A 25261-nucleotide genomic window follows, 5' to 3' on the forward strand; every position below is an offset into this window, starting at 1 on the left:
CTGGTCGAAGCCATTCCTCAGATCGGGGAACACGACACGACTATCGTCATGCATAACGACGGCGTGGTGCAGGGCCTGTCCGAGGTCCCGTTCATGAAGGACGTGAAACGTTGGGGCGTGCTGACAATCGGCACGGGCCTCGGCAACGCCCGCTTCACCAACCGCAACGGTAAGGGCGAACGCTGAGCCTAACGTAGGCAGACATAGCAAGAATATCGGAGAGTGGAGGTACGTCGCGCCTCGCCGCCTGTTTGCTTCAATCATTGCGGAGTATAGGAGGAGCGTCTATGCCTACGCAGGTCGTTTTGGACCATAGCGGGGACACGCGGCGCGAATTTGACGCGGCAGATCTGAAAGCATTGGCCAAGGCGGAGCAGCGCTTCAAGAACTTGACCGGCAAGAGATTCACTGCGGCGACGCGGACGGGCCTGGCGAAGTTGCCGTAGTGCGGGCATTCGACCCGACAGCCCAAGAGACGCTATTCTACCCGCGCCTCGTCGGCGGCTAGGTGAGCGCTTGCCATGCTTCTGTTCGGAGCTCGACGTCGGGCGGGTTCGCGGCTGCAAACGCTCCGCGAGCTCTATGCCAGCATCATCTTAGAAAACTCGCCAGAGGCCCGCGGCCGCCACCTGCTGCGCGCGTGGCTGTCACCGGCCCAACTCGCGCAGTTCGATGAACATCGGTACTTCGATGTGGTCGGTTGCGATACTGCCAAGCGGTACCGCATCAACGATGGGACGGCTCCGAACGTCCACGAGCTCGACGGGGCCGGAACGCCGAGGGTGGGTTGGTGCTTTGCGCCTTCAGCGCGCCTGGTATCCGGCGACGTGATGCTCGCGCAGAAGATTGCTCTGGAAACCAACGAGAATGCCGTGCTCGCGGTGGCCAACGAGTTTCCGCCGCGGCTGCCGTTTAACCGACGATCGTACGATTATCCGCGCCCGCCTTATCCCAGCCAACAGCAACGGATGCCCGGCTCGACGTCGGCGATGAAGCCATGTCCAGACCATGGCGAGGAAAGCTACAAGGGATCGGGCCGTCTTGCAGGCAAAAAGGCCGTCATTACCGGAGGAGACAGCGGCATCGGACGAGCGGTGGCAATTGCATATGCCCGCGAGGGGCCGACGTGCTCATTTCTTGTCTCGACGAACATCAAGATGCCGAGGAGGTGAAGGCTCTCGTCGAGCAGGAAGGCCGCAAAGCTGTCCTGTTTCCCGGAGACCTGCGAAAGCCAGATTACTGCCGCGCCATCATTCAACGTGCCATCGATGAGCTCGGCGGGATCGATATCCTCGTCAACAATGCGGCCCATCAGGCCACGTTCAAGGATATCGCGGATATCAGTGATGACGAATGGTAGAGCACGTTCGAGGTCAACATCCATGCGATGTTCTATCTCGCCAAGGCGGCCGTCGCGCATATGAAGTCGGGATCCGCCATCATCAACACCGCTTCCGTGAATGCCGACACGCCAAACCCCATCCTACTGGCCTATGCGACTACCAAGGGTGCGATCCAGAACTTCACGGGCGGTCTTGCCCAGATGCTTGCCGAAAAGGGCATACGCGTCAACGCCGTCGCACCGGGCCCGATCTGGACGCCGCTGATCCCGTCAACCATGCCATTGGACACGGTAAAGAACTTCGGCAAGCAGGTGCCGATGAAACGAGCCGGGCAGCCGGCTGAGCTCGCAACCGCCTATGCTGGCCGATCCACTGTCGAGCTATACGTCGGGTGCAACGCTTGCTGTAACAGGTGGGAAACCTTTCATCTGATCGCGAGAGCGACGAGACGGAAGTTTGGTGTGACGTAGCGCCCGCCGCGCACACCATTGCTGATGGCTGCGATTCTCGTCTTGCTTGTTTATTCTTCTCGGGTTTGCCGGTCGCGGGCAACGAACCCAGTCATTGATACCAGCACCCCCTCACGGAAATCCGCTCTAGCTTCCCGGTGTTTATACCGACTCGCTACCAAATCCTACCCGGCATCGGCATCGTCTCCGATCATTTGCTGGCTAACGCCAGAACATGCAAGCAGCAGGATCACCGTAAGAGGAATACCCAGCAGCCACAATAAAGCGCCTCTGGCAAGTGTCATGGCCCGTTCCTCCTGTTGTTGTTTCTCGCAAAACCAAGTCCCTATGCCTACCCGGACTTCCCGCAACAGGAACGGACGAATTTAACCGCGCGTTGGAACCGGAACACAAGCTACTGGAGGAGTTCGCCATGGCTACACGCACCGTTCCCAATGTGTTTTTTGGCTGACATGGTCAGCCGTTTTAGCCGGCATGTTCACTTCGTTGGTTGTCCAGATCCTGCTGACCATGCTGGGTTCGGCATCGGTTTGCTCGCGATCGACATGCCCACTGCTTCATCGGCCCCCGCCGGTGCAGGCTGGGCCGCATTCGTGTGGTGGGCGGTCTCAGGGATCATCGCCGCATTTCTGGGTGGCGCCGTAGCGGCAGCCAATTCGCCGGATCAGACAGGACTCGGTCGGGCCGGGCATGCGATGGCCGCCTGGGCGGTCGCAACCGTCGTGGTGGTCGGTGCGGCGGCGATGTTGCCGGCTTCGGCGACCAGCATCGCCAGCAACCTCGTCGGCCCGTCATATTCCGCCAGCACGCGCGTCGCGTATTGGTCGAATACCACGGAGTGGGAAATCGTCGGCGACGACGAGAGCTGCAACGCCCGCTCAGATTGATGCAGCCCGGAAGCATTTCGCATATGCGATGTTTGCAAGCTTCTGCGCTCTTCTTCTGGGCGCTGGAGCGGCCTACGCCGGCGGAATGGCGACCACGACCCAGGCTGTAGAGGAAGCGACACGACCTATGACATGACTCTACATGGCCGAGGTTTGCTGCAGCGCTACGTGCACTGTTGATAACGTGAGCGGGTCGCAAGGGTCCGCCATGGGGGGCTGTGGTTTGGCGTCGGCGAAACGCCCAACCGATGTATCTCGAGTCTTTCCGTCCTACTTCGCGTACGAAACGTAGTACCAGTCATCAATCCCATCTGAGAGCCGACCGCAGCCACTGGAACCAATGAAGTGCATCCGGCATTTGGCCTGCACCAACAGGGAGGCCAGAAGGCAAGAGCATATGGCTGAACCGAACGAGGATGAGATACGAACCTACGCCCATCAGCTCTGGGAAAAGGCCGGGCGGCCTGAAGGCCGCGACAAGGAATTTTGGGAATTGGCCCAACAAGAGTTGCGGAATCAAAACAAATCTTCGCCGGTGCGCACCCCCGATAACCTCTAGATAATCTGCGCATCTGCTGGGTTTGTGAAAGCCATCCGCAAGTAGTTTGGACCCAAGACCCAATGAGCGTCTTAGCGACGCGAACGCCTCTTCGTTGCGCGCCGATTGTAGGGTGCACGGTTGATGGGCTTCAGGGAAATCCCTTCGCGCTGCGCCTTGCTGCGGATAGCCGCGACGGGACGTTGAAGTTTGACGCTCATGACTCCGGTCGGCGTGTTGCCTTTCGCGAGCTGCTTGAGCATTTTCACATCTGCGCTCGACCATGGGTCACGCGTACGATGCTTGTATGAGGGATTTGCCCTGCGCGGGCCCTTCTTGCCGATCGGCGAGCCGGGTCGCTTCCATGATGCTCTTGCCATTTAATTCCTCCTGTAAGTCGTTCTTGAACGAAGGAATCCGCAATTCGGTTCCGTTGAACAGGAACGGCAGGATCGGCGGGAAGTTCTTCGTTCAAGGGTCAACGGAGGTGTCAGTGCGCGTCCGAAGAGCATCGATATGTCTTGTGCTGTCCAGTGGACTGGCGATTGCACAACCTGCCAAGCCGGCGGACGACCTTGGCGCGCCGAGCGGGCGTTCGGCGCCCGAAGACAAAGGTCAGTTGCAGCCGCAGGGTTGGACAGGGCCTATCGACACCGGTTCAGGTGGTGCGCCTCCCGAAAGTCCCCAAGGGCAAAGCCCCCCACGGATGCAGCCGGCGCCGGAAGGATCGACAAAGACCACCGTCGAGCCTCCCAAGTAGCGGCTGCGACCTAATGTCCATTCCGGGTCAAAAGGTTCGGCGCGTCGCAAACATACTGCATTTCGCCCGTCCTGCGATCGCCGCAATTCTAGGGCGGCGGGCCTGCAAAGCCAATATGAGGCTCGCTCGCGTGCATAGCGCTGCACGATCAGAGGGGGGTAAGAGTTCTTGATTGGACGTTGAAGTTCTAGTGACCCCAAACAATACTAGATCGACCGGAATAAATCCTGTTCAAGGGGCGTCCCGATGCCTGACGTAAGAGAAAAGCAACGCGAAGCCCGCCGGAAGATCATTCGTCAATGGGCGAAGCTTCCGAAGCATAAACGACAGTCTATGGAGGGGATTTCTGAATTCGCCAGGACCGCCGCTCACCAGAACGAGAACGCATTCGTCCGCAGTCGTCGCGATCCGTAATCCGATCGAGGGTTGGTCGCGCGATACGACCTCCGACATCGCAGACGAGCTTGGGCAGCGCGTCGGCGAGCAGCGGCTGGACATTTCACCGGCACTGCAAGCGTTCATCGAAGCCAATGCGACGCGGCCCTTCGCGGTGCAGCTCGTCTTGCCGCTACCCGTAATGGTCTAAGTGATGAAATTCTGCGCCCGATGCGATAACAGTCGGTGGGTTTGCGAGGCACACCCGGACCGGCTCTTCCGGGGGAGCCAAACCCGCTCCTGTCCCTGCGGCGCACCTGGTGAGCCGTGCCCGGTCTGCAATCGGAGCTGGGCAATCCGGATGACGGGCCGGAGATGCCAAAGGGTGTCGAGGTCAAGATGAAGCGCAAGCTTTGATCGGAGTTTCGGGCTCGCAAAAATCTGGCAAATGCCTATCTGCCACCTTTGGCTTTGCCTTAGAAGTCACAGCTCACGCGCCATCGCGGGATGGCTCCGGTCCTTCACCTTGATCCAGTGCTCCTGCCGACCACCACGGTACGGCCGATCGCGATGTTTGGAAAGCAGACCCTCAAGGCCCATCCGGCAGGCGGCCCGGAATAGATCGGGACCAATCTCGCCGCGTTCAAATGGCGCCACGGTGATCCCGTCCGGCCGGCGTGCGAGTAGCAGCTCCAGGTTGGTTTTACGCATGTAGAGAGGCAGGGAGCGGCGCTTGAGCCGACAGCGGCGTAGCCCATTGCAAAGAGCCTACGCGGCCACGTCGAATGTTGCGATTAACGCCCGCATGTCCAACGCCAGATCCCGGTAGCGCTTGGCCAGCCGCTGGTATAGCTCCCGCTCACTTCCACCTGATCGATTGGCGATCAATTCGCATTCGGCTGCGAGGCTTTCAAAACGCTCCAGCTTGGCTTGGAAAGCAGACATTGGACCCCCGAACTCATTACTAAAGGGGCGGGGAGCCTAATTGACTAAATGGGCGGGGAGCCAAGTTGCACGTTTAGGTCAATACTAGCATTGTTATCAGCCATAACTAGTCTGTCGCGAGATGAGCTCCCCAAGCGGGGCGCGCCCATAACGCAGCGCTGGCGATCCGAATTCCGGAGGAACAAACGTGGCGATGCCAGGTTTTCCCGACGACCTTCCACAAAAGGCCGACACATATCACAGCCCCAGCTTCTTCCAGTTGCCCAGGAGCTGGGGACTAACTCCACAATAGGAACGTTCATTCGATCCCAGCGTTCAAGCGCAAGTCTTGGGTCTCCTCTAAGACGTGGTTGCAATGAGGTTCCCCGCTTGAGACCGGTGACCTTTCGCTTTAGGAACGGTCTTTCGGGTGAGTTGGCGTTCGGTCTTGCAAGTGCTTAATGGGTGCCTTGCCGGACTGTCACAAGAGGCCCCAGCTTCCCCCGGCTGGGGCCTTTTCATTGGAAGCCCCAAATCATCAATTGCTCCGCGCAGCAGCATCAATACAAGTGTGCTCAACCGAACAGAACGCTGCGTTCAAAGTCTTAGCATTGTTTCCGATAACTAATTTCCGTCATGACCCGCACCAGTCGCGTTTTGCCCAAGTTGCCCGATCTGTTGATCGCCAAGACTGAACTCATAAATGGAAGTCGGATAGTGGTCGTAGACGCCGCCGGCCCCAGGCTATCCGGTAAGCGAGGCATTATTGTCGGGCGCGGTGCGACTGCCAGCCAGTTCAGGGTCTTACTCGACGGCTCTAAGTACCCTATCACATTGCATTCTCGGTTCTTCGATATGCTCGAAGCTCCGGGGCCTTAAACGGCAGGGAGAAAACGCTGGTCTGTGCAAAAGTAAACATGACCGTCGTAGTGCCTTGATCTGGACATTGGCCCGCTTGGCGCGCCCATTACCGCCAAGCGACCTCCAATGACCCCCGGCAATAGGGTTATGCTGAGGCCGTTTCTCTCGGCTTTGATCAGTCGCACGTATGTTCCGCTTTAATGCAGCTCGAGCCAGCCGCGTTCGACGGCATGCTTGATGCCGGCGCCGAACTCCTCACCACTTGCCTTGAGCGTGTAGAGACAAGGAGCATTGATTTTCTCGATGTCGATGCGTCTTGAGCCGGCTCGATACCGGCAGTCAGCTCGATCAACTTGCGGGCCGCGGCTTCCGGGTTAGCGAAGGGATGTTCGGTCGTGAGTTTCATCGGTAACCCATAGCTGGCACTGTCGGCGTGTTCCAATCGAAGTCCGGCCGGACTTCGGCCCTCGTCTACCGCAAGCCTGACAGATGAACCGCGACTCAAGGTCCGATAGTCGCACGTCGTCGGACCATCGATTGGCGCTCAAGGCAACGCTATGGCCGCATCGATAGTCGGCGCAATAGACGAGGATGCCGCGCACGCCCATGCTGCGCATCTGGCCGAAGGTGATCTTGACCGGGCGGCCGTTGGCGTTGGCGGCCGTATGACGTCGGACAGAGCGAGGCATCCTCTATCAAAGCGGCAATACGATCATCTCGCAAATTGTCGATCTGTGGTAGCTCCGAGCCGCACTGAACCACTGCGTCTTGTGGGTGCGCAAAAGCCACGACGAACATCTATCTGATCTTCTATACCGCTGCCGGATTGATTGGTGCAGCCAGTGACATTGCCACGGGACGCCAGAACAATTTGGATTGGGCCGTGTGGGGGTCCCAACAGGGGGCGGCATCGCTGGCCGTATAGCAACACTTCATGGCCGACGGTAGCCTCGCGGGCGCCTGAGCGTTCGCACGCGCCGTAGATCGCCTCGCGTGACTTAGTGCACTGAAACATGAGCCGCACTCAGCGGGGTAGCGCGGCCATCCTTTTACTGAGTCAGATGTCTCAGGAAAGCCTCACACGCATTCTCAGCTTCGACGAAGGTATCGAACGGAGATCCAGCAATTTTGATCGCCGGCTTGTTCAGGTGGATGGGCCGCCATGAGGCAATGAAGCCAGGCTGCCCGTGGAGCCCGGGACCAGTGCGACTTTCATTTCTAATCACAAACGAAAACCCGCTGCTGCTCGCCATCCAGATTTCAAGCTCCCGCGGAGTATCCAAGCGAGTAAAGTGCAGGGCCATATCACCCTCCACACTCTTGCTCGTCAGAAAGTGCCACGCGTGCAGGCCGGACGCATTACCTGCGTCAATTCCGGACGGCCAATTAATCGCTGGGCACGGCACGTCGATTGACGTTTTCGGCTGTCTCAGTCGAAATAGGACGCTGCCGATCTCGTCAGGCAGCAGCTTTATCTTCCTTGTCGGCGCCTCGTGCGACGATCTTGAGTGCATCGTCCGGCAGCGGGCGCTGCAGGGCTTTCGCTTCGTCCCATGGCGCACGCATCCAGACGTCACGCTCTTCGTCGGTCATCAGGATCACCGGCATGGCTTTCGGATGGATAGGTTCGACTACCGCGTTCGGCGACGTCGTCAGAAAGCCGTAAACCAGATGCGGCCCTGGGATCGGCTTGGACTTGGTGCCGCGGTCGCCTTCGAACTCGGTCCAGATGCCGGCAAAGGCGCAGAGCGGCCGATGGTTGTTCAGCGCGAACCAGACCACGTCCTTCCTCTTCGTCTCGGGGTTCGGCTCGGGCGCGAACTCGGCGAAGCTGTTGAAGGGCACCAGGCAACGGTTCTCCGGCTTCAGCCATCCCCGCCAATGAGGCGAGGAAGTGTTTCGGGTGTTGGTAACCGGCGGGCCGCTGGTCTTTGGCGGCGGTGGCATACCCCAACGCATCGGCACCATCTCGCGCTCGTCGCCGGCATTTCGGATCACCGGTGCGGGATAGTCCGGGAAGACTCCCGGCATCGGCGGCAGGTTGCCGATATAGCGATTGATGACGCGAAAGAGGGCGCGGATCGCCTCCTGGTTCGTCGTAACTGAATAGAGGTTGCACATTAGGCGCGGAGACTACCGAGAATAGCCGCAAACGCCAAGACCGAGCCCGACTTGCAGAATGGTCTTACTTCTTGAGAATGCCAATATCGGTATTGCCCAAGTTCTTCATGGCGCGTTCAGCGGCGGGCGTATCCACCGCGTTGTCATGCGAGGTTGGAGCCTGGGTAACCGAGGAAGCATCCACGTCGCCGCCGGTCGCTGCGTGGCCGAGCGCGTTGCCTCCGTTCGGACTGGAGGAGCCCGCAGTGCCGCTTATGGTGTGCCCGGTCGATAGGGTGCCGTCCTCATAACCTGTGGATCCGGTCGCTGAAGTTCCGCTCGCCGCCGAGCCGCTACTCGATCCACCCGCAGTCTGGGCCAAGGCGAGCGAAGAGCCGCCAATGAGTAAGATCAAGATAACAGCTATGTGGTTCATAGGGCGGTTCTCGAAATGAATAACCGCTCAATGAGTTGCACGTCCGATAGTTCCGCATGGGCTACCGCTCCCTCGGCCACCACGTTGATGGCGGATCGCTCGCCGGACTCTTGGTTCGCCGTAGGGCGACGAGATGGGATCGCTTTGTACGGATAGCCGCGCACCTGCGAGCAGTCCTTTCAGCGCATATAGCGCTCCAGCTCATGGATTGGCGTCGCTTTCGGTCGGCGCACGATGTCGAGCGCGACGGTTTGATTGGTGTCGCAGCAGAGGCCGTAACCGGCATTGAGTGCATCGCCGAGCGTCGGCGAGGGCTGGGCTGGTCTCTTGAAGGCCAGCACACGCTTGTTCCAGGCTTCACAGCCGAGCCGATCGACCTGTTTGCGCGCGTCTGCCGCGCACTCGGCTGACGCGCGCACGGACGCGCAGTAAATCCCCTCGCTTGGTGCCCATAGTTCAAACATGTGTCGCGCCAAGGTCCAAGACAAGCCGCTAAACCTTGTAGTTTGGTGGAGCCGAGCAACCAGTGCTTCGTCAAGCTAGGCTCTTTGCGGATGCGCATCACGCTGGGTAAACCCGGCCGCTTGCGCGGCGGACCACATGGTGTTGGTCAATTATGCGTCGGTGGTGACGAGTCGTAGTTTCCCGGACTGCTTCGTTGTTTGGCTATTAAGCTGTACTGGCTACAGGATGGGGGATGCGCCAAGGTGTTGACCCGCGAACCGAAGCCGAGGAGGCGATGCGCCAAGCCGCAGCCGCGACCAGCGCGGTCGATCGTTTGAAGTGGTTGCGTGTTGCTCTGGCGTGGCAGGACCTTGCTCGGACAGAAGCCCAGCGCGTGGGGCAACAGCGAGCGTCGGCGGCATGAAACGACCGCCGAAGAACCATCCATCCGCCGACCCGCAGGCTTGGCAGCGCCTGCAAGTATCCCAGTTCCCCTCCGCGAGTACAAAGAGCAAGGCGCCACCCTGGGGCTGACCGGCTGGGGCCTTCCTGTTGAGGCAGGGCAATTTTGAAGTGGTCCGACTTGATGGTTTGATCGCTTAGCTCGGCAAAGCCGGCATTGCGCGAGCAGAAGGAAGCGGAACTGATCTCAGGGGCTTGTCTCGTATTATCCTATCAAGACGCCCATCCATCGCTCGCCATTTTACATTTGGCGGCCGGCAAAGAACGCACGTTTCGTGCGCAGCCACTTCGAGGGAAGAAGGTGCTTTTCTCGTCGTGCCCGATTGCGGCCAGCAGGACGATTTCTACATTTCCAGTCGCAACCCTTTCATCCCATCTCGGAATTCTGATGACCGACCTTTCTGTCGACGCAAGGCTGCTTGCACCCCATCACTCACAAACGTTAGAGCCGAATTCTGCCAACAGGATCGTGGTGATGGTCGGGCTGGCGGCTCTGGCGTCGGGCGCTATTGCTCTTGCAGAGGCGTACTCTTGGCGTCTGGGGGCACTGTTTGTGTTGGGTGGGTTCCTCGGACTTGTTCTCTATCACGCGCTGTTCGGATTTACCTCGGCGTGGCGTGTCTTCATCGCCGATGGACGGGGCGCGGGACTGCGCGCCCAGATGCTTATGCTCGCCGTCGCAGTCGTGCTGTTCTTTCCAGCGCTCGCGCACGGATCGCTCTTCGGACAGAGTGTCCATGGCGAATATGGTGCTCTCGGGGTATCGGTGCTCGTCGGGGCTTTCCTATTCGGTATAGGAATGCAGCTCGGCGGCGGTTGCGCATCCGGAACGCTTTACTCGGCGGGCGGCGGCAACACGCGGATGTTCGTCACGCTTTTCTTCTTTATCATTGGCTCCGCCGTCGGCGCGATGCACTTGCCCTGGTGGTCGGAGCAGCCAAACATCGGCTCCATTTCGCTCATCGAGACGCTTGGCTGGGGACCGGCGCTCGCGATCAGCCTGGCGGCTTTTGGCGGGATCTGGACCGCTACCATGGTGATCGAAAAGCGCCGGCACGGCACGCTGCTGGTCGGCGGTGTCCCAAAGCGTCGTGGTTGGCGACGCGCCCTACACGGTCCATGGCCACTCGTCGCAGGTGCTGTTGCGCTGGCGTTGGGCAACTTCGCGACTCTCTATCTCGCTGGAAGGCCTTGGGGAGTCACTTCCGCATTTGCGCTATGGGGCTCCAAAATATTCGAGCTGGCGGGAGCCGACGTCGCCTCGTGGGGTTATTGGCAGAACCCAGCCCGATCGGCGGCGCTGCATCAGAGCATATTCCGCGATGTGACGTCGGTGATGGACTTCGGGATTGTCTTGGGCGCGCTCACGGCGGCGGGCATCGCCGGCAAGTTCGCGCCCACTTGGCGTATCCCGGCTCGTTCACTCCTGGCCGCTGTTATCGGTGGTCTACTGCTCGGCTATGGCGCGCGCCTCGCGTACGGCTGCAATATCGGCGCTTACTTCAGCGGCATCGCCTCCGGAAGCCTACACGGCTGGCTGTGGTTAGCCGCAGCATTTGTCGGTAGCATTTTCGGGACACGATTGCGTCCGCTGTTCGGGTTGGCTGTTGAACGAAGTGGATAGGCAGCGAGAGCAATCCATTGAGGCGCCGGACGATCACCGTCTGTATCGGCGCAATTAACCGGCGTTTTGGCAACCCGCGCGTCTGCTGCGCCCAGTCGTGCCTTGAAGACACCGCACCGGCGCTCGCTGATCAGGCAAAAATCCGCGTGACGCGGGTCTGAGGAGTTCGGAGGCGACGCTCGCGAACCAATCCGAACTCGTCCAGCGGCGCGGCCCGGGACGGACCTCCTTGAGTTAACCGCTGTTGTCCGCCTGCCGGGTAAAGCAGACTTGTTGTGCTCATTGCTAGTTATTCCGAGTCTGACCCGGACCGGGCCAATGTGACTCGCCACGCTATCCCGCGCGGGATAGGATGCGTCTAATCCTCGGTGTGCGGGCTGCCAGACGCTGGTGTGTTCGGCACCCCAACGCCTCCGCCCTGGAGTGCTTTTCCGCGTGATGCCTTGCGGCAGCAAAGGTCACGTAAAGGGAGGATTGATCATGTTAATTTGTCAGTGCAACGCAATTCATCGACGCGATGTGGTATGCGGCGGCGGTGCTGCCTTATTCGGCGTCGTCGTGGCGACGCTGATCGGCAGCGGAAAGCCGGTACGCGCAGAATCGGTCGCCGGCAAAGTTCCGGAGATCGATCGTGTGGCAGTGCGCGTGGTCGTCGACAGCTACCAATTTGCTGTCGCGCCGAGCCGGAAGGTTTCCGATGTTGAGATTGAACACTTCGGCTGGGGCATCGGCGGTGGCAAGCCGCCGGGTAAAACGTTGATCAGTGAGTTCGGCCTGTCGATGCACGTCGAGTCGCGGCGCGGCGCCGAAACACGACGTGTCTTGGTCGATTTCGGCTTCACATCGGACGCGCTGGTCAACAACGCCAATCTCGTAGGCATCGATCCAGCCGCGCTTGATGCCCTTGTCTTGAGCCACGGTCACTACGATCATTTTGGCGGTCTCGCCGGCTTCCTGAAACAAAACAACGGCAAACTCAAAGCCAAGCTACCGATTTACATCGGCGGCGAGGAGGCATTCTGCTCCCGCGAATGGACGGCTCCGCCGGTGCGCGGCGACTTCGGAGCCTTGGATCGCAAAGAACTGGAGGACGCCAATGTTGCGGTGACCTATGCGGAAGGACCGGCACTGGTCGCCGATCACGGCTTCACCACAGGACACATCGGCCAGACGAGTTTTGAGAAGCTGCTGTCCCCTAGTGCCATGAAGATCGGCTTGGACCACGGCATTGGATGCTATGCCGACAAGCTTCCGGAGGACGAACGGACGAAGGATGTCATCCCGGACCAGTTCCGGCACGAGATCGCCACGGCGTTCAATCTAAGAGGCCGCGGGTTAATCGTATTGACCTCTTGCAGCCATCGCGGGGTAATCAACGCGATCAAACAAGCCCAAGCAGCTTCGGGCATCAACAAGATTCATGCGGTGATCGGCGGCTTCCACCTCGCGCCCTACAAGGAGGACTATGTGCGCGACACGATCACAACGCTGAAGGGTATCGACATCGACTACGTCATTCCACTGCACTGCACTGGTGAGCCGTTCTACGAGATGGCGAAGACCGAGATGCCGAACAAGCTCCTGCGCTCCTACACAGGCACGCGCTTCATCTTCGCTGCTTAGCAAGAAGGACACACGCAAACTCGCGCTCACGGCCGCGAACGGGGTGCAATTGCTGGCTGTAGCAGACGCTAGAGGGTCTAAATCGCATAGCCATGCCGAACGAGTAGTGCGGCGCCGACGGCGCTAACCGTCGTGCTAATAATGTCCGGATTTGGCCTGTCAGCGAAGTGGCGATGCCCCTACTTGAAGTCAGCTTGGTGGGGCATAGCCGACTAGATTTGCTCACGCTGAGTTCTTCGCATTTTGACCTGAAGGCGACATGCTGCCTTCACCGCGTTACACCACTATCAGGTCCTTGCCGACAATGATCTCGCCCTTGAAGTACTTCGCCACTGGGGCACGCCAGGTCTCATCGTCGATGCTGTCGCTGGCCGGCGTAAGGTGCGATAGCACGAGTGTTTTGACACCTGCGTCCTGGGCAATGCGGCCGACATCTTCAGAGGGTGTGTGGTCCGCCTTCATATGCGCCATGAATGCGTCGAACGTCACCGGCCAACCCTGAGCAATCCGTGCCCTTATGGCTGTCTCGACGGCTGGCACGTACATAGTTTCGTGAACCAGTACGTCGGCGCCTTTCGCCATTTTCGCCACGGCTTCGAGTGGTGCTGTATCGCCGGAAAATGCAATCGAGCGGTCCGTGAAGTCGAAGCGATAGCCCAGCGCTGGCTTCACTGGCGGGTGCTCCACAAGGATGGCCGACACCTTGACGTTGTCATCCTGGGTTACCGGACCAGCGGCGGAGACCTCCTGGACGTTGACTGACGTCAGCGGCTTTATCCGAAAATCCTCAGCCCAAAAATCGACGGTTTGCTTATAGGCGCGCATGAAATCCTCGGTCATTTGCTTCAGTGGTGAGGGACCAAAAGCGCGCACGTCGAGCGGCAATCCCTGTATCCAGCCGACGATCAGCAGCGGACCGTATTCAATGTTATGATCGGGGTGATGGTGCGTGATGAAGATCGATTTCAGCGCGTGAAAGGGAATCCCAGTACGGGCAAACTGGTTGGTAACACCCATCCCGCAATCGAGCACATAGGCCGTGCCGTTGCTCAGCATCACGTGTGAAGTCATTTCTCGCGAGCGGCCCGGCACTGGACCAGCGGCGGTGCCGAGTAGCACCAGCTTAGTGCCCTTTGCATCCTTCAGGGCGGCTTGCGCTTGTTTCGGGGCAATTGTTTGACGCCCGCTCTTGGCACAGCAGTCATTTCTCGTGCGTGCACAACTAGGTCGCTTTCAGGTCAAAACGGACATTGGATGGCGGGCAGGACTGGCTGGCTCAGTCGAGAATGACCCACCCCGGAAGTCGACAGCGACACCCATCAGAGGCCAGACTTTAGGATTGCCAGGAGTGCTCGGACCTCCTGCCCTCACGCAACCTGCCGGATTGGCATAGACGCGCGCCCGCAACTCTAGGTAAGCTTCGGAATGAAAGCCTCGCCGCGGGTCACACCCTCGGCGAGCGGCTGCATGCGCTGCGCAATGATTGAGGAATGCGTGATGATGACCACTCGTCGCTCGGTCTTGGTGACGGTTCGATGAATAGGGGTAAGATAGCGACGACGCGACCCGGGGCAGCGGGCCTGGAGCCGGTCCTTTCGAACATGATCTGGATTGCCGGCGGCACATTCCGCATGGGCTCGGATCAGCATTATCCAGAAGAAGCGCCTGTTCACCGCGTCAGCGTCGACGGCTTCTGGATTGATCGCACGCCAGTGACCAATCGCGAGTTCCGCAAGTTCGTCAATGCCACCGCTTACGTCACCTTCGCCGAGATTGCGCCCGACCCGAACGATTACCCGGGCGCGCTGTCCCATATGCTCAAGGCCGGCTCACTGGTGTTCACGCCACCCAAGCATGCGGTAGACACGCGCGACTGGGCCCAGTGGTGGAGTTTCAAATTCGGCGCCAATTGGCGTCGTCCGTACGGTCCGCGCAGCTCTATCAGCGGGCTTGACGATCATCCGGTCGTCCACGTCGCCTATCGCGACGCGCAGGCCTACGCGACGTGGGCCGGCAAGGAATTGCCAACGGAAGCGGAATGGGAATTTGCTGCCCGCGGCGGACTGGAGCAGGCCGAGTTCGCGTGGGGCGACGAGCTTGCCCCGGGCGGATGGGCGTTGGCGAACACCTGGCAAGGCATGTTCCCGCACGAAAATCTTGCCCTCGATGGCTATGAGCGCACCTCGCCAGTGACGGCATTTCCGCCCAATGGCTATGGCGTCCACGACATGATCGGCAATGTCTGGGAATGGACCACCGATTGGTGGTCGACCGGGCACGAAGCCGACGCTTCGAAGGCGTGCTGCATCCCGGAAAATCCGCGCGGCGGGCCAGAGACGGCGAGCTACGACCCTCACCAACCGAAAATCAGGATCCCGCGCAAGGTGCTCAAAGGCGGCTCGCACTTGTGCGCGCCGAATTATTGCCGCCGCTACCGCCCGGCTGCACGCCATGCCGAGCCGGTTGATACGTCAACGAGCCACGTCGGCTTCCGATGTGTCGTGAGAAAAGGAAGAGAAACATGACGATAAAGAAAAAGGACCGAGGCGAGCCGACCACCCTCAATCGGCGCAGCATTTTGCTCGGCAGCACCACATTGGCGGCGGCATCCGCCCTCGCCGCAAGTTCGCCGGTCAGGATGGCGCAGGCGCAAGCGCAGCAACCCGCACCTTCTGGGCGCAAGCCAAACATCCTTGTGATCTGGGGCGACGACATCGGCATCGCCAACATCAGCGCATACTCCAATGGCCTGATGGGCTACGAGACTCCAAATATCGACCGCATCGCTCGCGAGGGCATCAAGTTCCAGCACTACTACGGCGAGCAGTCATGCACGGCGGGGCGCTCGGCGTTCCTTACCGGCCAGCACATCATTCGAACCGGACTCAGCAAGGTAGGCTTCCCCGGCGCACCGATGGGCATGAGTCAACTGGATCCCTCCATTGGCGGTCTGCTCAAGAACCTCGGCTATGCCACGGGTCAGTTCGGCAAGAACCACGTCGGTGATCGCAACCCGTCGCTGCCGACCGTGAACGGCTTCGATGAGTTCTTTGGCAACCTCTACCACCTCAACGCCGAGGAAGAGCCGGAACTGCCCGACTACCCGAAAGACCCCGCCTATCGCGCCAAGTTCGGCCCGCGCGGTGTGTTAAGGTGCAAGGCGACTGAGGTAGACGACCCAACGGTCGATCCGCGTTTCGGCAAGATCGGCAAGCAGACCATCGAGGACACCGGCGCACTCACCAAGAAGCGAATGGAGACAATCGACGACGAGACCTCGGCCGCGGCCATCGATTTCATGAAGCGGCAGCAGACGGCGGGCAAGCCGTTCTTCGTCTGGTTCAACTCCACTCGCATGCATCTGCGCACGCACGTGCGCGCCGAACATCGCGGCCGTTACAAGCACGGCGACAGCGAATACATCGACGGCATGCAGGAGCATGACGATACGGTGGGCAGCTTGCTCAAGGCGCTCGATGACATGGGCGTCGCAGGCAACACCATCGTCGTCTACTCGAGCGACAACGGGCCGCACATGAACACCTGGCCGGACGGTGCCATGACCTGGTTCCGCAGCGAGAAGAACACCAACTGGGAGGGCGCCTTCCGCGTGCCGTGTCTAGTGCGATGGCCGGGCGTAATCCGGCCCGGCACCGTCACAAACGAGCTGATGAGTCACAACGACTGGATTCCCACGCTGTGTTCAATCGCCGGCGAGCCGGACATCGTCAACAAGCTCAAGGCGGGCTACACGGCCAATGGCGTGAACTACAAGGTCCACCTCGACGGCTACGATCAATCCGCATTCTTACGGAACGTGAGCGGCAGCGCGGCGAACAATAACGGGACGAAAAGCGCCCGCAACAAGTTCTTCTACTCCGACGACGACGGCTTGCTTGTGGCCATGCGGCTGGACGATCTAAAGTACGTTTTCTCCGAGCAGCGCATGCAAGGCACAATGGGTCTGTGGGCCGAGCCCTTCACAACGCTCCGATTGCAAAAAATCTTCAACCTGATGCAGGACCCGTTTGAGCGTGCGGACATCACGTCCAACACCTTCTGGGATTGGCAGCTTAATCACGTCGGCGGTGCTTACGGGATGATGGACGAAGTCTTCCAGTTCGTGACGACGTTTAAGGACTTCCCGCCTCGCTCGTTCCCGCCGAGCTTCAACCCGGCGAACGTCATGGAGGGTATGATGGACGACCTCAAGACGAGGAAGATGCTGAAGGAGGGCTTGGACCCCGAACAGGTTCGCGGCGCCTTGAACAGGATCCTCAACCAGGGTCGTACCCAGTAACAATCGCCGAGGTCCCAAGTGCGCCGGCCCGCACCTCTTCGCGAGCCGGCGCACTTTCTCAACAACGTCCGGAATTGGCCCGACTCGGACCTCCCACAACGTCCGCTCTCGCGCCGCTGTCAGGGGTATAACAGACATCAAGCGCGCACTGCCCCACGTCGCTTGGCCCGCTCCGATCCAGCTCGACAAAGCGCAACGTGCGTTGTCACGTAGCAGCGATGAAACGTTTAAAGCGCATCAACAGATAAGCGAACGAGGCGAGCCGGTTCCCGCGCGGCTGGCGATCGGCCATGGCTGGCGCGGCTGGCAAGTCGAATGGGTTTGGTGAAGTCGTGGAATTGCCAACCGTGCTGGTCGCGGAAGACGAAAGCCTAATACAGGAAACGATCGAGGACGCTCTCAAGGAGGGTGGCTTTGCAACAGCGGTTGTCTCAAGCGCCGAGGAAGGGCTGACGCTGCTCGACGGAGGTGGCGACTACAAAGCGCTCGTTACCGACATCGATTTGCACGGCCGCATGACTGGTTGGGAGCTTGCGAAGCGAGCGAGGCAGATGCTTCCCGCGCTTGCCGTCGTTTGCATGATGGGCGCTGCTGCCCACGAATGGAGATCACAAGGGTGCCAGAAAGCGTTCTGCTCAAGAAGCCATTCGCCCCAACGCAAGCCGTCACCGCTGTCTCAACACTGCTCAACAAGCCGACAATTCCTTGAATGCCCGGTGAATTGATCCAGTCGGTATGTGAGCGGCGGTGTCCGCTCGGCGAGCAGCCGCGCGGCTGAGCCGGCAGGCCGTCGCTCGTATTGAGAAGCGAAGCTGCATGGCCAAAGCCTGTTGCCCGCATTGTCCCTCAGTACAATGTCCTTACGGACAGCTGGTGCTTACGGTGCCTCTTTACATCCTGTCCGTGTAGAAACTGAATTTGTCACTCCGCGCACGATTGTTCGACCGTTCAATTGTTGAAGGGTTGGCTCATGTTTCTGCGCATCACGAAGGGGCAGGCGTCCCAGCCTAATTCACTCCAGGACATCGGCATGACCAGCGATACCAATCCGCTCGTCAGCCTAATCGAATTTACGTACAAGGAACACAATGAGATTTACGGAGAGAAACAACCTGCCGAATACGTTTATCAGGTCAAGAAAGGTGCCGTGCAAACTTACAAAATTCTGGCGGATGGCCGCCGTCAGATTGGTGCCTTTCACCTCGTCGGCGACTTTTTTGGTCTGGAAAATGGCAGCACGCACCGCTTCACGGCGGAAGCGGTCGTCGAAACCACGGTTCGGCTGATCAAGCGCCAAAGCCTCGAAACCGTGGCCGAGAACGATGCAGTCGTGACCCGCAACCTGCTCAGCATGACCACGAAAAGCCTCCAGCACGCTGAAAATCACATGCTTCTTCTGGGCCGAAAAGATGCAATCGAGAGGGTTGCTGCGTTTCTGCTCGAAATGGATGATCGGCTTGCCGGCGCTGGCAACATGACACTCCCCATGTCACGGCGAGACATTGCCGACTACCTCGGTCTGACGCTCGAAACGGTATCTCGCGCATTGGCGCGATTGCGTCGGGCTGGAGCGCTCGACTTCGTTGGCAACACGCAACGGGAGGTCCGGCTGCTCGACCGGAAGCAACTGCTTGCCTTTGACCTGCAAAGTTAGCTCGGTTGAGGTCTGCGCGAGTCAGGCGAGCGACGTAGCTCCTCCAGAAGTCCTGAACCGCGTCGGCGATAGCCATTCCCGTCAATATCGCCGTATGGGAGGGGCATCATGGCAGCCGTCCCGCTGCGTTCGTATCGGCCAGCCTCTTAGCTGCCCTTGCCACGCTGGTGCGGCTGCACCCCACCATCTCCATTACCTCATTCCATGACTGCCCGGACGCCAGCAAGTGAGCGATACGTGCATTGCGCTCCGTATCCTCAGGGCGTCCTTTGTACTTGCCTTCCGCCTTGGCCTTTGCCTGTCCTTGGGCTTGACGGCGTCGGCGGTCCTCATAGTCCTTGCGAGCGACAGCAGCCAGCATGTCGAGGAGCATGTTGTTGATCGCATCGAACAGCCGCCCGGTGAACTCATCGCCGTTGCCCGTGGTCATCATCCATGACGTGGGCAAGTCCAAGGCAACGACACGCACCTTCCGAGCAGTCATTTCAGCCTTGAGCCGTTCCCAGTCGGCAGCGGTGAGGCGCGACAGCCGGTCAACCTGTTCCACCAAGAGAACGTCTCCAGGTGAGGCATCGGCCAGCAGCCGAAACAATTCGGGGCGGGAGAGAGAAGCACCGCTTTCATTCTCGACATACCAGCAGGCAATCGACAGACCGCGCTCCGCCGCAAACGCCTTGAGTTGGTCTTTGGCGCGGCTGGCGTCCTGCTCATCCGTGGAAGCGCGAAGGTAGGCTCTAACGAACATCTTGAACCCCATCAGTCCGATTTGAATGGTCTGATTGCGATTGGTCTGTTTTGAATTGTCAATCTGATTTATCAGACCACCTATGGTGTGGTCCGATTAGAGGACACCCAAAAGGAACCGAATCACTGGCAGCCGTATTGCTGACCTAATGTTAGGCGCAAAGGGAACTCGGCACAGTGAGGGCGGCAATGGGGAATTGAGCGTATGTACCCGCCGCAATACTGGCGGAAACGAGCCGAGCAGTTCCGCTCCAAAGCGGAGAATTGCGTGAACAATCAGACCAGAGACACGCTCCGCAAAGTCGCAAAGCATTACGACCAACTGGCCCGTCTCGCTGAGACAATCGAAAAGTTTGAAAGGCAGAAAAAGTAGGTTGCAGCGTCTGCGCCGTCTCCCGGCGTTCAATATCCGCGCCGAAACGGCCCCGACCACGGGGGCAAGGTCAGGGCCGCCATTCTGCACCGGACGACAATCAGCGGCAAGGCGTCCGGTGGATTGGAGCAAGTTCCGAGGAGAGAACTGGTTCCAAGCACATTGGATATAGGCCACTACTGCTCTGCCAGTGTCTGGCGGTTCGTTGGCCCTTTACCACAACACCAGCAGGCCCATGCAGACAACGACTGTCGCCATGCTAAGCGCAATTGTCACAAGGGCCTGCTCCATTCGTTTCGCTATGTTGCGGTCATCCATGAATCGAAGAACACCGCCCGCCATGTTTTGTTCATCGGCCATTCACAAATCTACGGCTGGCCAAGGTGTGGCTCGCCCCCGCCACGGGGAACTCGCGCTGCCAATGGTGACGCTCAACGAAAGGCTGGAAAAGGGGAACAGCCTCATGGGGATCGCGATGTCGCTTCCTCTGCCAATTTCAGCCATTCACTCTCAAGCCGTAACCAAGCTTATTCGCTGGGTGAACGCATGTGGTCGTCGTGCTTTGCGCCTCCGCAGAATCACTGCCTTGCCTGCCATCCGGCAGCGGCTCCGTTTGGAGCAATTTTCGAGGGATATCGAAGCTCATTTGCGGCGATCACGTTCAATCTGGTTTGCGGTCGCCAGCTTGGTTCTGATGAACTCCGTTAGGTCGCCCACTTCTTCCTCCATAGCGTCCTGCGTAATGCCTTGACCCTTCGCACCTTCGACGAGGCGTTCGACCAATACGCCTACGTCCTGCGAAGCGCCCGGTGTCCCATACTGCTCCGCAGCGTGAACGCTGTTCTCAATCCAGAAATCAATATACTCGCGAGCCGACGTTGGCATGTGTCCTGTCCCTACAAGGCAAGTTTACCCGGCTCAATAGCTGCTCGGCAATTGCGCTTGTCCAGGTCGAAGCAAGCAAGGCACTCGCTGATATGGCTCGGGATGCAGGTTCTGCGCCCGCTGACGCTGCTTTCCACAACATGGCGATAGAAGTTCGAGACCAATCGGGACCCGTGATGCGCGTCAAGCTCACGTTCGCGCTAGAGACGCTCAAGCATTGGCCCTCGCTTGTAGTCGGCGGTTTGCATAGGGGTCTATGAGGTCGCTCAAGCCGTTGCCCGCAAACGTGGGCATTTCGTTCGCTACTAACTGGCGGTGAGCGCCTTGTAGATCGCGCCTCGCGAGCATCCCAACCGTTTGGCGATAGCGGTCGCGCCGAGACCCTGCGAGCGTAGCGTCTTGATCTGGAGGTGATCGACGCTGATCGGCCTGCCCTTATAAACACCGTTGGCCTTGGCCTTGCCAGCCGCCTGCCGCTCTTTGATGAAGCCCAACTCCATCTCAGCGACCATGCCCAGCACAGTAACCACCATGCGCCTAAGCGGCCCCGCTGTGCTGACCTCGGGCTCAAGAATGCGGAGCGATACTCCCTTCTGATCCAATTCGTGGACGAGGTTCAGGGCATCGCGAGTGGATCGGCCAAGCCGGTCGAGCTTCACGACCACCAACGTGTCACCGGGCCTGATGAAGTCGAGGATGGTCGTTCGGCCCTCGGCTCCGGCCAGACGCCTTCTTCTGCCTAACGATGTCACAGCCCGCAGCCTTCAAGCGCTCAAGCTCCATGTCGTATCGCCGGACCTGCATCCGGATCGGTCGATACACAACTTGATCAATCGCGAAGCGCGATGCGCCCCAAGGGGGAATTGGGCACCCACGGAGAAGCGTCCAACCTGCCTGACTGCGACCCCATATTAGGCCCGTCTTGCTCCGAATGGACGCACTGCGATACCTCTCATTCAACGCCGGTTACGGCCTCTGGAGATGATCCAGAGCCATTGGTAGTGGTCGGCAGGGGGCGCCAGTCATTGCATCACCGCTGGCAACCCACTCTCTTCTCGTAGGAACAAGTGCGCTCTGTCGGAGTTGCTGCGCCTTATTGCCCTGCATGGGGAGGGCAAGTGACCGAGAAGGAAGACGAGTTGCCCCAGCAACAACAGACGCAGGACACGCGGCCCCGCTGTCCGGTATGCGCAGCGTTCCCGCGCCTTGCTCACCAGTTGCTCGACCCAAGAACAGGACGGAGCGTGAGGCTGTATCAGTGCCAGTGCGGCGAACGCATCTGGGATGACTGATGCGGCGAGTTGGCCTCGATGCCCTGTTCCCGGTTCCCAAAAAGAGGAAGTAGGATTTCTGGGACCCTACTGCCGGGGCCGGTACCGCTGAGCAGCAGCAAATCCTCTTAAAGGCCTTTGAACGCACCCTGCGCAAGCTCAGCTTGGTGGATCGGAACGATCCGATTTGCGACATGGTCGCGCGGAAGATCATTCAGATCGGGACGACTGACGTTACCGATCCGAACGCAATCTCCGAGGTCGCCCTACGGCAGCTTGGTCATTGAGACTGCGGGCGAGGAGACGCCCCTAGGTCTCATGCGGGCCTCCAGACTACCGACTTTCGGGGAGGTCTTTGGCGCGACTTGGCAAGTGAATTGTGGAGCCGCTTCAGGGCTTCGATGGCCATCGTTCTGCGCCAGCAGGCGATCAGATACGTGTAGGCGATAATCCGGATCGATGCCGATCAAATGCGCGTCGAACGCCGCGTGATGGGTTTTGGACAGCGGGATGCCATTGGAAACGACGGGTTGCCCGTAGCGCTCGTCCTTGTCGGCTACGATGTGTGCGGTATCGAGAAGAAGAGGTTCGGGCAGTCCAGACAATGCGCAACGACCGTTGTAGGCAGTGATGACGGCCATGCGGAATGATGCTTGGTGAAGCCGTTGCTTGACGGCACGAAGGGCATAACGGCGCTCAACCGCGTTCTCCGGCGGCTTAAGCGCGGCCTGATCGGGCAGACCAAACGTGATCTGCGAACGCGCAGGACCGCTGATCGAAACTTGGCAATGTCTCGCCCGAAAAACCGTGGCCCTATGTAGCGGAATCCTGGTCGAAACACGCGCCGGCGCCAGCCCCGGCGCAGTTGGTCATGCGAGACCCTCAGCTTCAAGGGCGCGGTAGACACTGCCTCGCCCAATGCCTACTTCCTTGGCTACGTGCACGACCTTCTTGCCATCTCGAAAGAGGCGCACAGCATCTTCTGCCTTCGCTCGCGCCGTGGGCTTCCGCCCCTTGTACTTGCCGTCCGCCTTTGCCTTGGCGATGCCCTCGCGCTGTCGTTCAAGCATGATCTCGCGCTCGAACTGTGCCATGGCAGCGAACATGTTCAGCATCAGCCTTCCCGTGGCACTTCGGGTATCCACGGCGTCGCCGCCAAAGTTCAAGATGCGGAGGCCGACGCGCTTGGTTTCCGGTGCATCCACCAGCTCTGAGAGGTGCCGCGCGCTTCTTGCGAGCCTATCCAGCTTCGTGACCACGAGGGTGTCGCCCTCGCGCGCATAGTCGAGCGCCGCGATCCCAGCCCAGCTTGATTCCGACTATGGGCGTCTCCGGAAAGCCGTCGATTTCGGCATCCAGCTTGCTCTTAATGGCTTCAAACACGGCGTCGTCCATCGGTATCTCCACTCTCCATCGTGCGGCTTTTCCGTTAGGCGCTGGATAACAGACGCCGAATCGAAACAACGACCGGTGAAAACCCATTGCGGGAAAAAAGGGACGGGAGTTGAGGAGCTGTCCCACTAGTCTCGAAACAGGACGCTGCCGGGCTCAAAATACATGTCCCGGCAGCGTTTCATTCTCAAACTGAGCGCTGAAATCCCAGTTGGCTTCGATTTAGCAAGGGGCATGCCACAGGCCTGGAACACGCCGGGCTGGCGGGCTTTTCTCGCCGTTTGTGAATTACTTCACAAATCGCAACGAGGGCCGTCTGCTATCGATGGTCCCCTGCGGCCAGCGGTGGAACGGACCGCCCGTCGCGACGGTTGATAATGCGCGGTCTCATCCCCTGGCCGCGCAGGGTCCCGTCGCCGCGCGGATCTCCCTCTCTACCCCCAGGCGGCGGGGCCTGAGAGTCGGGGCAATATGTAGGAGGCGACAATGCGCCTTCACCTCCATAACCCGACGATCGATTTAGTTGCCGTCGTGGCTGGCACCATTCTTGTGCTTGGACTTATGGTCGCCGTCGCAGTGCTAGTCCGCTGAGGCGACCATCGAAAAAATCTGACGGGCGGATGGGCGCGCGCGTCCTCGGAAACCTCCCGTCTCGACGGAGTTGACCTGAGCGCGCGGCCATCATGGCGAGGCCGCGCCCGCCGCCGCCGTCATCCCGTCCCCTGGACGGGGCGGCGGCGGTGTGGCCTCCGCGTGTCAAACGCCATCCGGAACTGCCCCCTTTGCGTCATGAAGAACTGCCCCCACCATCTGGGTTATGATCTCGGTTGAAAGGTTGTTTCCGCCGGTGACGGGCCGGAGGGAGGCGGAGCCGACCGGAGGGCCGTCACCGGCGGGCGGCGGCCGGATGAGGCCGCTCTTGCGCTTGGCGCGGAGCCGGTAACTGTCGCCGCGGATCGTCAGCACGTGGCTGTGGTGCAAGAGCCGGTCGAGGATCGCGGTGGCGACCACGGGATCGGCGAACACGGCGCCCAATTCGACCATCGCGAAGTTGCTGGCGTGGAAGAAACGGCTCGTGGCGCAACTTGAGAGTGATCCCGGGCCCAACGAGCGCGAGGAAATCGAACGGCTGCTCGCGCAGATCGAGACCGGATTGAGCCTGCTCCAACCGGAAGATGATCGATCTCATCAACGGGAAGCGCGCCGGCAAGCCGATCACACCGAAGGAGCGGCCCGCCGCGACCAATGTCGTCGATCTGATGGAGGCGCTCCGCCGATCCGTCGGCAAGGAGGCCGCGCCGGCGAAGGTGGCCAAGCCCACCAAGAAGCCGCGCAAGGCGTCGAGCGGCCAGAAGGAGATGCTGACGCCGATCGAGGGCAAGAAGCCGAAGGAAGCAGCGGCGAAAAAGCCGGCAGCCAGATCGCAGCGGAAGTCGGCTTAGGGCGTGTTGAAGGCGCAGGCCGCAGGGCCGATGGAGATGCGAGATGTCGCGCACGCTCATCATCTTCGGGCTTGTGCTGGTCGCCACTGGGCTGCTTTGGCCTGACCTTGGCAAGTTCGGGCTTGGCCGGCTACCCGGCGATATTTACGTCGAACGGCCGAATTTTGCCTTCTACCTTCCGCTGACGACCTCGCTCATCATCTCGGTGGTGCTAAGCGTGATCCTGTGGCTAGCAAACCGATAGGGCGCGTCCTTAATTGCGCCCGGCGCCAGTGACACGTCTCAACACGGAACCGGGCCCCCGCGCTTTGGGCGTGGTCTCATATTCGACCCGAGGCGGCACTTCCCCGAAC

At 59.9% G+C, this 25261-nt stretch carries 21 protein-coding genes and 8 pseudogenes; 14 read left to right on the forward strand and 15 right to left on the reverse strand.

The genetic code is table 11. The annotated features are described in order from the left end of the window. The 6 genes and pseudogenes from MTR72_RS34600 to MTR72_RS34625 all read left to right on the forward strand — a co-directional run. Positions 1-186, forward strand: a pseudogene (locus MTR72_RS34600) (ROK family protein); the annotation flags it as partial. A gap of 101 nt (positions 187-287) precedes the next feature. Continuing rightward, positions 288-508: pseudogene (locus MTR72_RS34605) on the forward strand (hypothetical protein). 13 nt (positions 509-521) lie between these two features. Beyond that, a pseudogene (locus MTR72_RS34610) lies at positions 522-902 on the forward strand (hypothetical protein); the annotation flags it as partial. Positions 903-989: 87 nt separating this feature from the next. Further along, positions 990-1775 (forward strand): annotated as a pseudogene (locus MTR72_RS34615) (SDR family oxidoreductase). A 481-nt stretch (positions 1776-2256) separates the two neighbouring features. After that, on the forward strand, positions 2257-2700 hold the full coding sequence (locus MTR72_RS34620) for a hypothetical protein (protein ID WP_280966506.1): 444 nt from the start codon (positions 2257-2259) through the stop codon (positions 2698-2700). 397 nt (positions 2701-3097) lie between these two features. Continuing rightward, positions 3098-3259: a DUF2934 domain-containing protein gene (locus MTR72_RS34625; RefSeq protein ID WP_271581586.1), complete on the forward strand. Its 162-nt coding sequence runs from the start codon at positions 3098-3100 to the stop codon at positions 3257-3259. Between the two features lie 71 nt (positions 3260-3330). Here MTR72_RS34625 and MTR72_RS34630 read toward each other — a convergent pair whose 3' ends face one another. The 6 genes and pseudogenes from MTR72_RS34630 to MTR72_RS34655 form a co-directional block, all read right to left on the reverse strand. Then, positions 3331-3501 carry a hypothetical protein gene (locus MTR72_RS34630; protein WP_280966505.1) on the reverse strand — a complete coding sequence of 57 codons (171 nt, stop codon included), beginning with the start codon at positions 3499-3501 and terminating at the stop codon, positions 3331-3333. A gap of 1355 nt (positions 3502-4856) precedes the next feature. Further along, positions 4857-5102 (reverse strand): annotated as a pseudogene (locus MTR72_RS34635) (DNA ligase); the annotation flags it as partial. Positions 5103-5141: 39 nt separating this feature from the next. Then, positions 5142-5318 (reverse strand): hypothetical protein, encoded by a 177-nt coding sequence (locus MTR72_RS34640; protein WP_280966504.1) that lies wholly within the window; start codon positions 5316-5318, stop codon positions 5142-5144. A gap of 2298 nt (positions 5319-7616) precedes the next feature. Beyond that, entirely contained in the window at positions 7617-8279 is a 663-nt protein-coding gene (locus tag MTR72_RS34645; protein WP_280966502.1) for an SOS response-associated peptidase, read from the reverse strand. Positions 8280-8343: 64 nt separating this feature from the next. Further along, complete coding sequence (locus MTR72_RS34650; RefSeq protein ID WP_280966501.1) at positions 8344-8694, reverse strand: hypothetical protein; 351 nt, start codon at positions 8692-8694, stop codon at positions 8344-8346. 61 nt (positions 8695-8755) lie between these two features. After that, positions 8756-9158 (reverse strand): annotated as a pseudogene (locus MTR72_RS34655) (hypothetical protein). A gap of 830 nt (positions 9159-9988) precedes the next feature. Here MTR72_RS34655 and MTR72_RS34660 point away from each other — a divergent pair. Both MTR72_RS34660 and MTR72_RS34665 read left to right on the forward strand, forming a co-directional pair. Further along, the gene (locus MTR72_RS34660; RefSeq protein ID WP_280971115.1) at positions 9989-11224 is read left to right on the forward strand and encodes a YeeE/YedE family protein; all 1236 of its coding nucleotides are present in this window, start codon (positions 9989-9991) and stop codon (positions 11222-11224) included. 480 nt (positions 11225-11704) lie between these two features. Next, entirely contained in the window at positions 11705-12847 is a 1143-nt protein-coding gene (locus MTR72_RS34665) for an MBL fold metallo-hydrolase (RefSeq protein ID WP_341511981.1), read from the forward strand. 276 nt (positions 12848-13123) lie between these two features. On the opposite strand, the gene MTR72_RS34670 is transcribed toward MTR72_RS34665, so the two are convergent. Next, positions 13124-13903, reverse strand: coding sequence for an MBL fold metallo-hydrolase (locus MTR72_RS34670; protein ID WP_280971114.1), 780 nt, complete (start codon positions 13901-13903; stop codon positions 13124-13126). Positions 13904-14448: 545 nt separating this feature from the next. On the opposite strand from MTR72_RS34670, the gene MTR72_RS34675 reads away from it, so the two are divergent. The 4 genes from MTR72_RS34675 (at position 14449) to MTR72_RS34690 (ending at position 18801) form a co-directional block, all read left to right on the forward strand. After that, positions 14449-15372, forward strand: a complete 924-nt coding sequence (locus MTR72_RS34675) for a formylglycine-generating enzyme family protein (protein WP_341511995.1) — start codon at positions 14449-14451, stop codon at positions 15370-15372. After that, positions 15342-17147 carry an arylsulfatase gene (locus MTR72_RS34680; RefSeq protein WP_445819667.1) on the forward strand — a complete coding sequence of 602 codons (1806 nt, stop codon included), beginning with the start codon at positions 15342-15344 and terminating at the stop codon, positions 17145-17147. Before MTR72_RS34675 ends, MTR72_RS34680 begins: the two co-directional genes overlap by 31 nt. A 290-nt stretch (positions 17148-17437) precedes the next feature. Then, on the forward strand, positions 17438-17872 hold the full coding sequence (locus MTR72_RS34685; protein ID WP_341511982.1) for a response regulator: 435 nt from the start codon (positions 17438-17440) through the stop codon (positions 17870-17872). A 245-nt stretch (positions 17873-18117) separates the two neighbouring features. Beyond that, a complete protein-coding gene (locus MTR72_RS34690; RefSeq protein ID WP_280966497.1) occupies positions 18118-18801 on the forward strand; it encodes a helix-turn-helix domain-containing protein in 684 nt (227 codons plus the stop codon). 106 nt (positions 18802-18907) lie between these two features. Here the strand turns inward: MTR72_RS34690 and MTR72_RS34695 are convergent, their stop codons facing one another. From MTR72_RS34695 to MTR72_RS34730, 8 genes and pseudogenes are all read right to left on the reverse strand, one after another. Next, positions 18908-19546 carry a recombinase family protein gene (locus MTR72_RS34695; protein ID WP_280966496.1) on the reverse strand — a complete coding sequence of 213 codons (639 nt, stop codon included), beginning with the start codon at positions 19544-19546 and terminating at the stop codon, positions 18908-18910. A 585-nt stretch (positions 19547-20131) separates the two neighbouring features. Further along, complete coding sequence (locus tag MTR72_RS34700; RefSeq protein ID WP_280966495.1) at positions 20132-20278, reverse strand: hypothetical protein; 147 nt, start codon at positions 20276-20278, stop codon at positions 20132-20134. A 282-nt stretch (positions 20279-20560) separates the two neighbouring features. Next, positions 20561-20803: a hypothetical protein gene (locus MTR72_RS34705; protein ID WP_280966494.1), complete on the reverse strand. Its 243-nt coding sequence runs from the start codon at positions 20801-20803 to the stop codon at positions 20561-20563. Between the two features lie 305 nt (positions 20804-21108). After that, positions 21109-21468, reverse strand: a complete 360-nt coding sequence (locus MTR72_RS34710; RefSeq protein WP_341511997.1) for a recombinase family protein — start codon at positions 21466-21468, stop codon at positions 21109-21111. 872 nt (positions 21469-22340) lie between these two features. Next, positions 22341-22715 carry an HNH endonuclease gene (locus MTR72_RS34715; protein ID WP_280966493.1) on the reverse strand — a complete coding sequence of 125 codons (375 nt, stop codon included), beginning with the start codon at positions 22713-22715 and terminating at the stop codon, positions 22341-22343. A 228-nt stretch (positions 22716-22943) separates the two neighbouring features. Next, a complete protein-coding gene (locus tag MTR72_RS34720) occupies positions 22944-23333 on the reverse strand; it encodes a recombinase family protein (protein WP_341511983.1) in 390 nt (129 codons plus the stop codon). After that, positions 23314-23469: a hypothetical protein gene (locus MTR72_RS34725; RefSeq protein ID WP_280966492.1), complete on the reverse strand. Its 156-nt coding sequence runs from the start codon at positions 23467-23469 to the stop codon at positions 23314-23316. Before MTR72_RS34725 ends, MTR72_RS34720 begins: the two co-directional genes overlap by 20 nt. Before the next feature lie 812 nt (positions 23470-24281). Continuing rightward, positions 24282-24492: pseudogene (locus MTR72_RS34730) on the reverse strand (ATP-binding protein); the annotation flags it as partial. A 149-nt stretch (positions 24493-24641) separates the two neighbouring features. Between MTR72_RS34730 and MTR72_RS34735 the strand changes: the two are divergent. Both MTR72_RS34735 and MTR72_RS34740 read left to right on the forward strand, forming a co-directional pair. After that, positions 24642-24908: pseudogene (locus tag MTR72_RS34735) on the forward strand (Ku protein); the annotation flags it as partial. A gap of 43 nt (positions 24909-24951) precedes the next feature. Further along, positions 24952-25152 carry a DUF2905 domain-containing protein gene (locus MTR72_RS34740; RefSeq protein ID WP_280966491.1) on the forward strand — a complete coding sequence of 67 codons (201 nt, stop codon included), beginning with the start codon at positions 24952-24954 and terminating at the stop codon, positions 25150-25152. The last annotated feature ends 109 nt before the right edge of the window (positions 25153-25261 follow it).

Source organism: Bradyrhizobium sp. ISRA442 (assembly GCF_038085055.1).
In the GTDB taxonomy this organism is placed as follows: Bacteria; Pseudomonadota; Alphaproteobacteria; order Rhizobiales; family Xanthobacteraceae; genus Bradyrhizobium.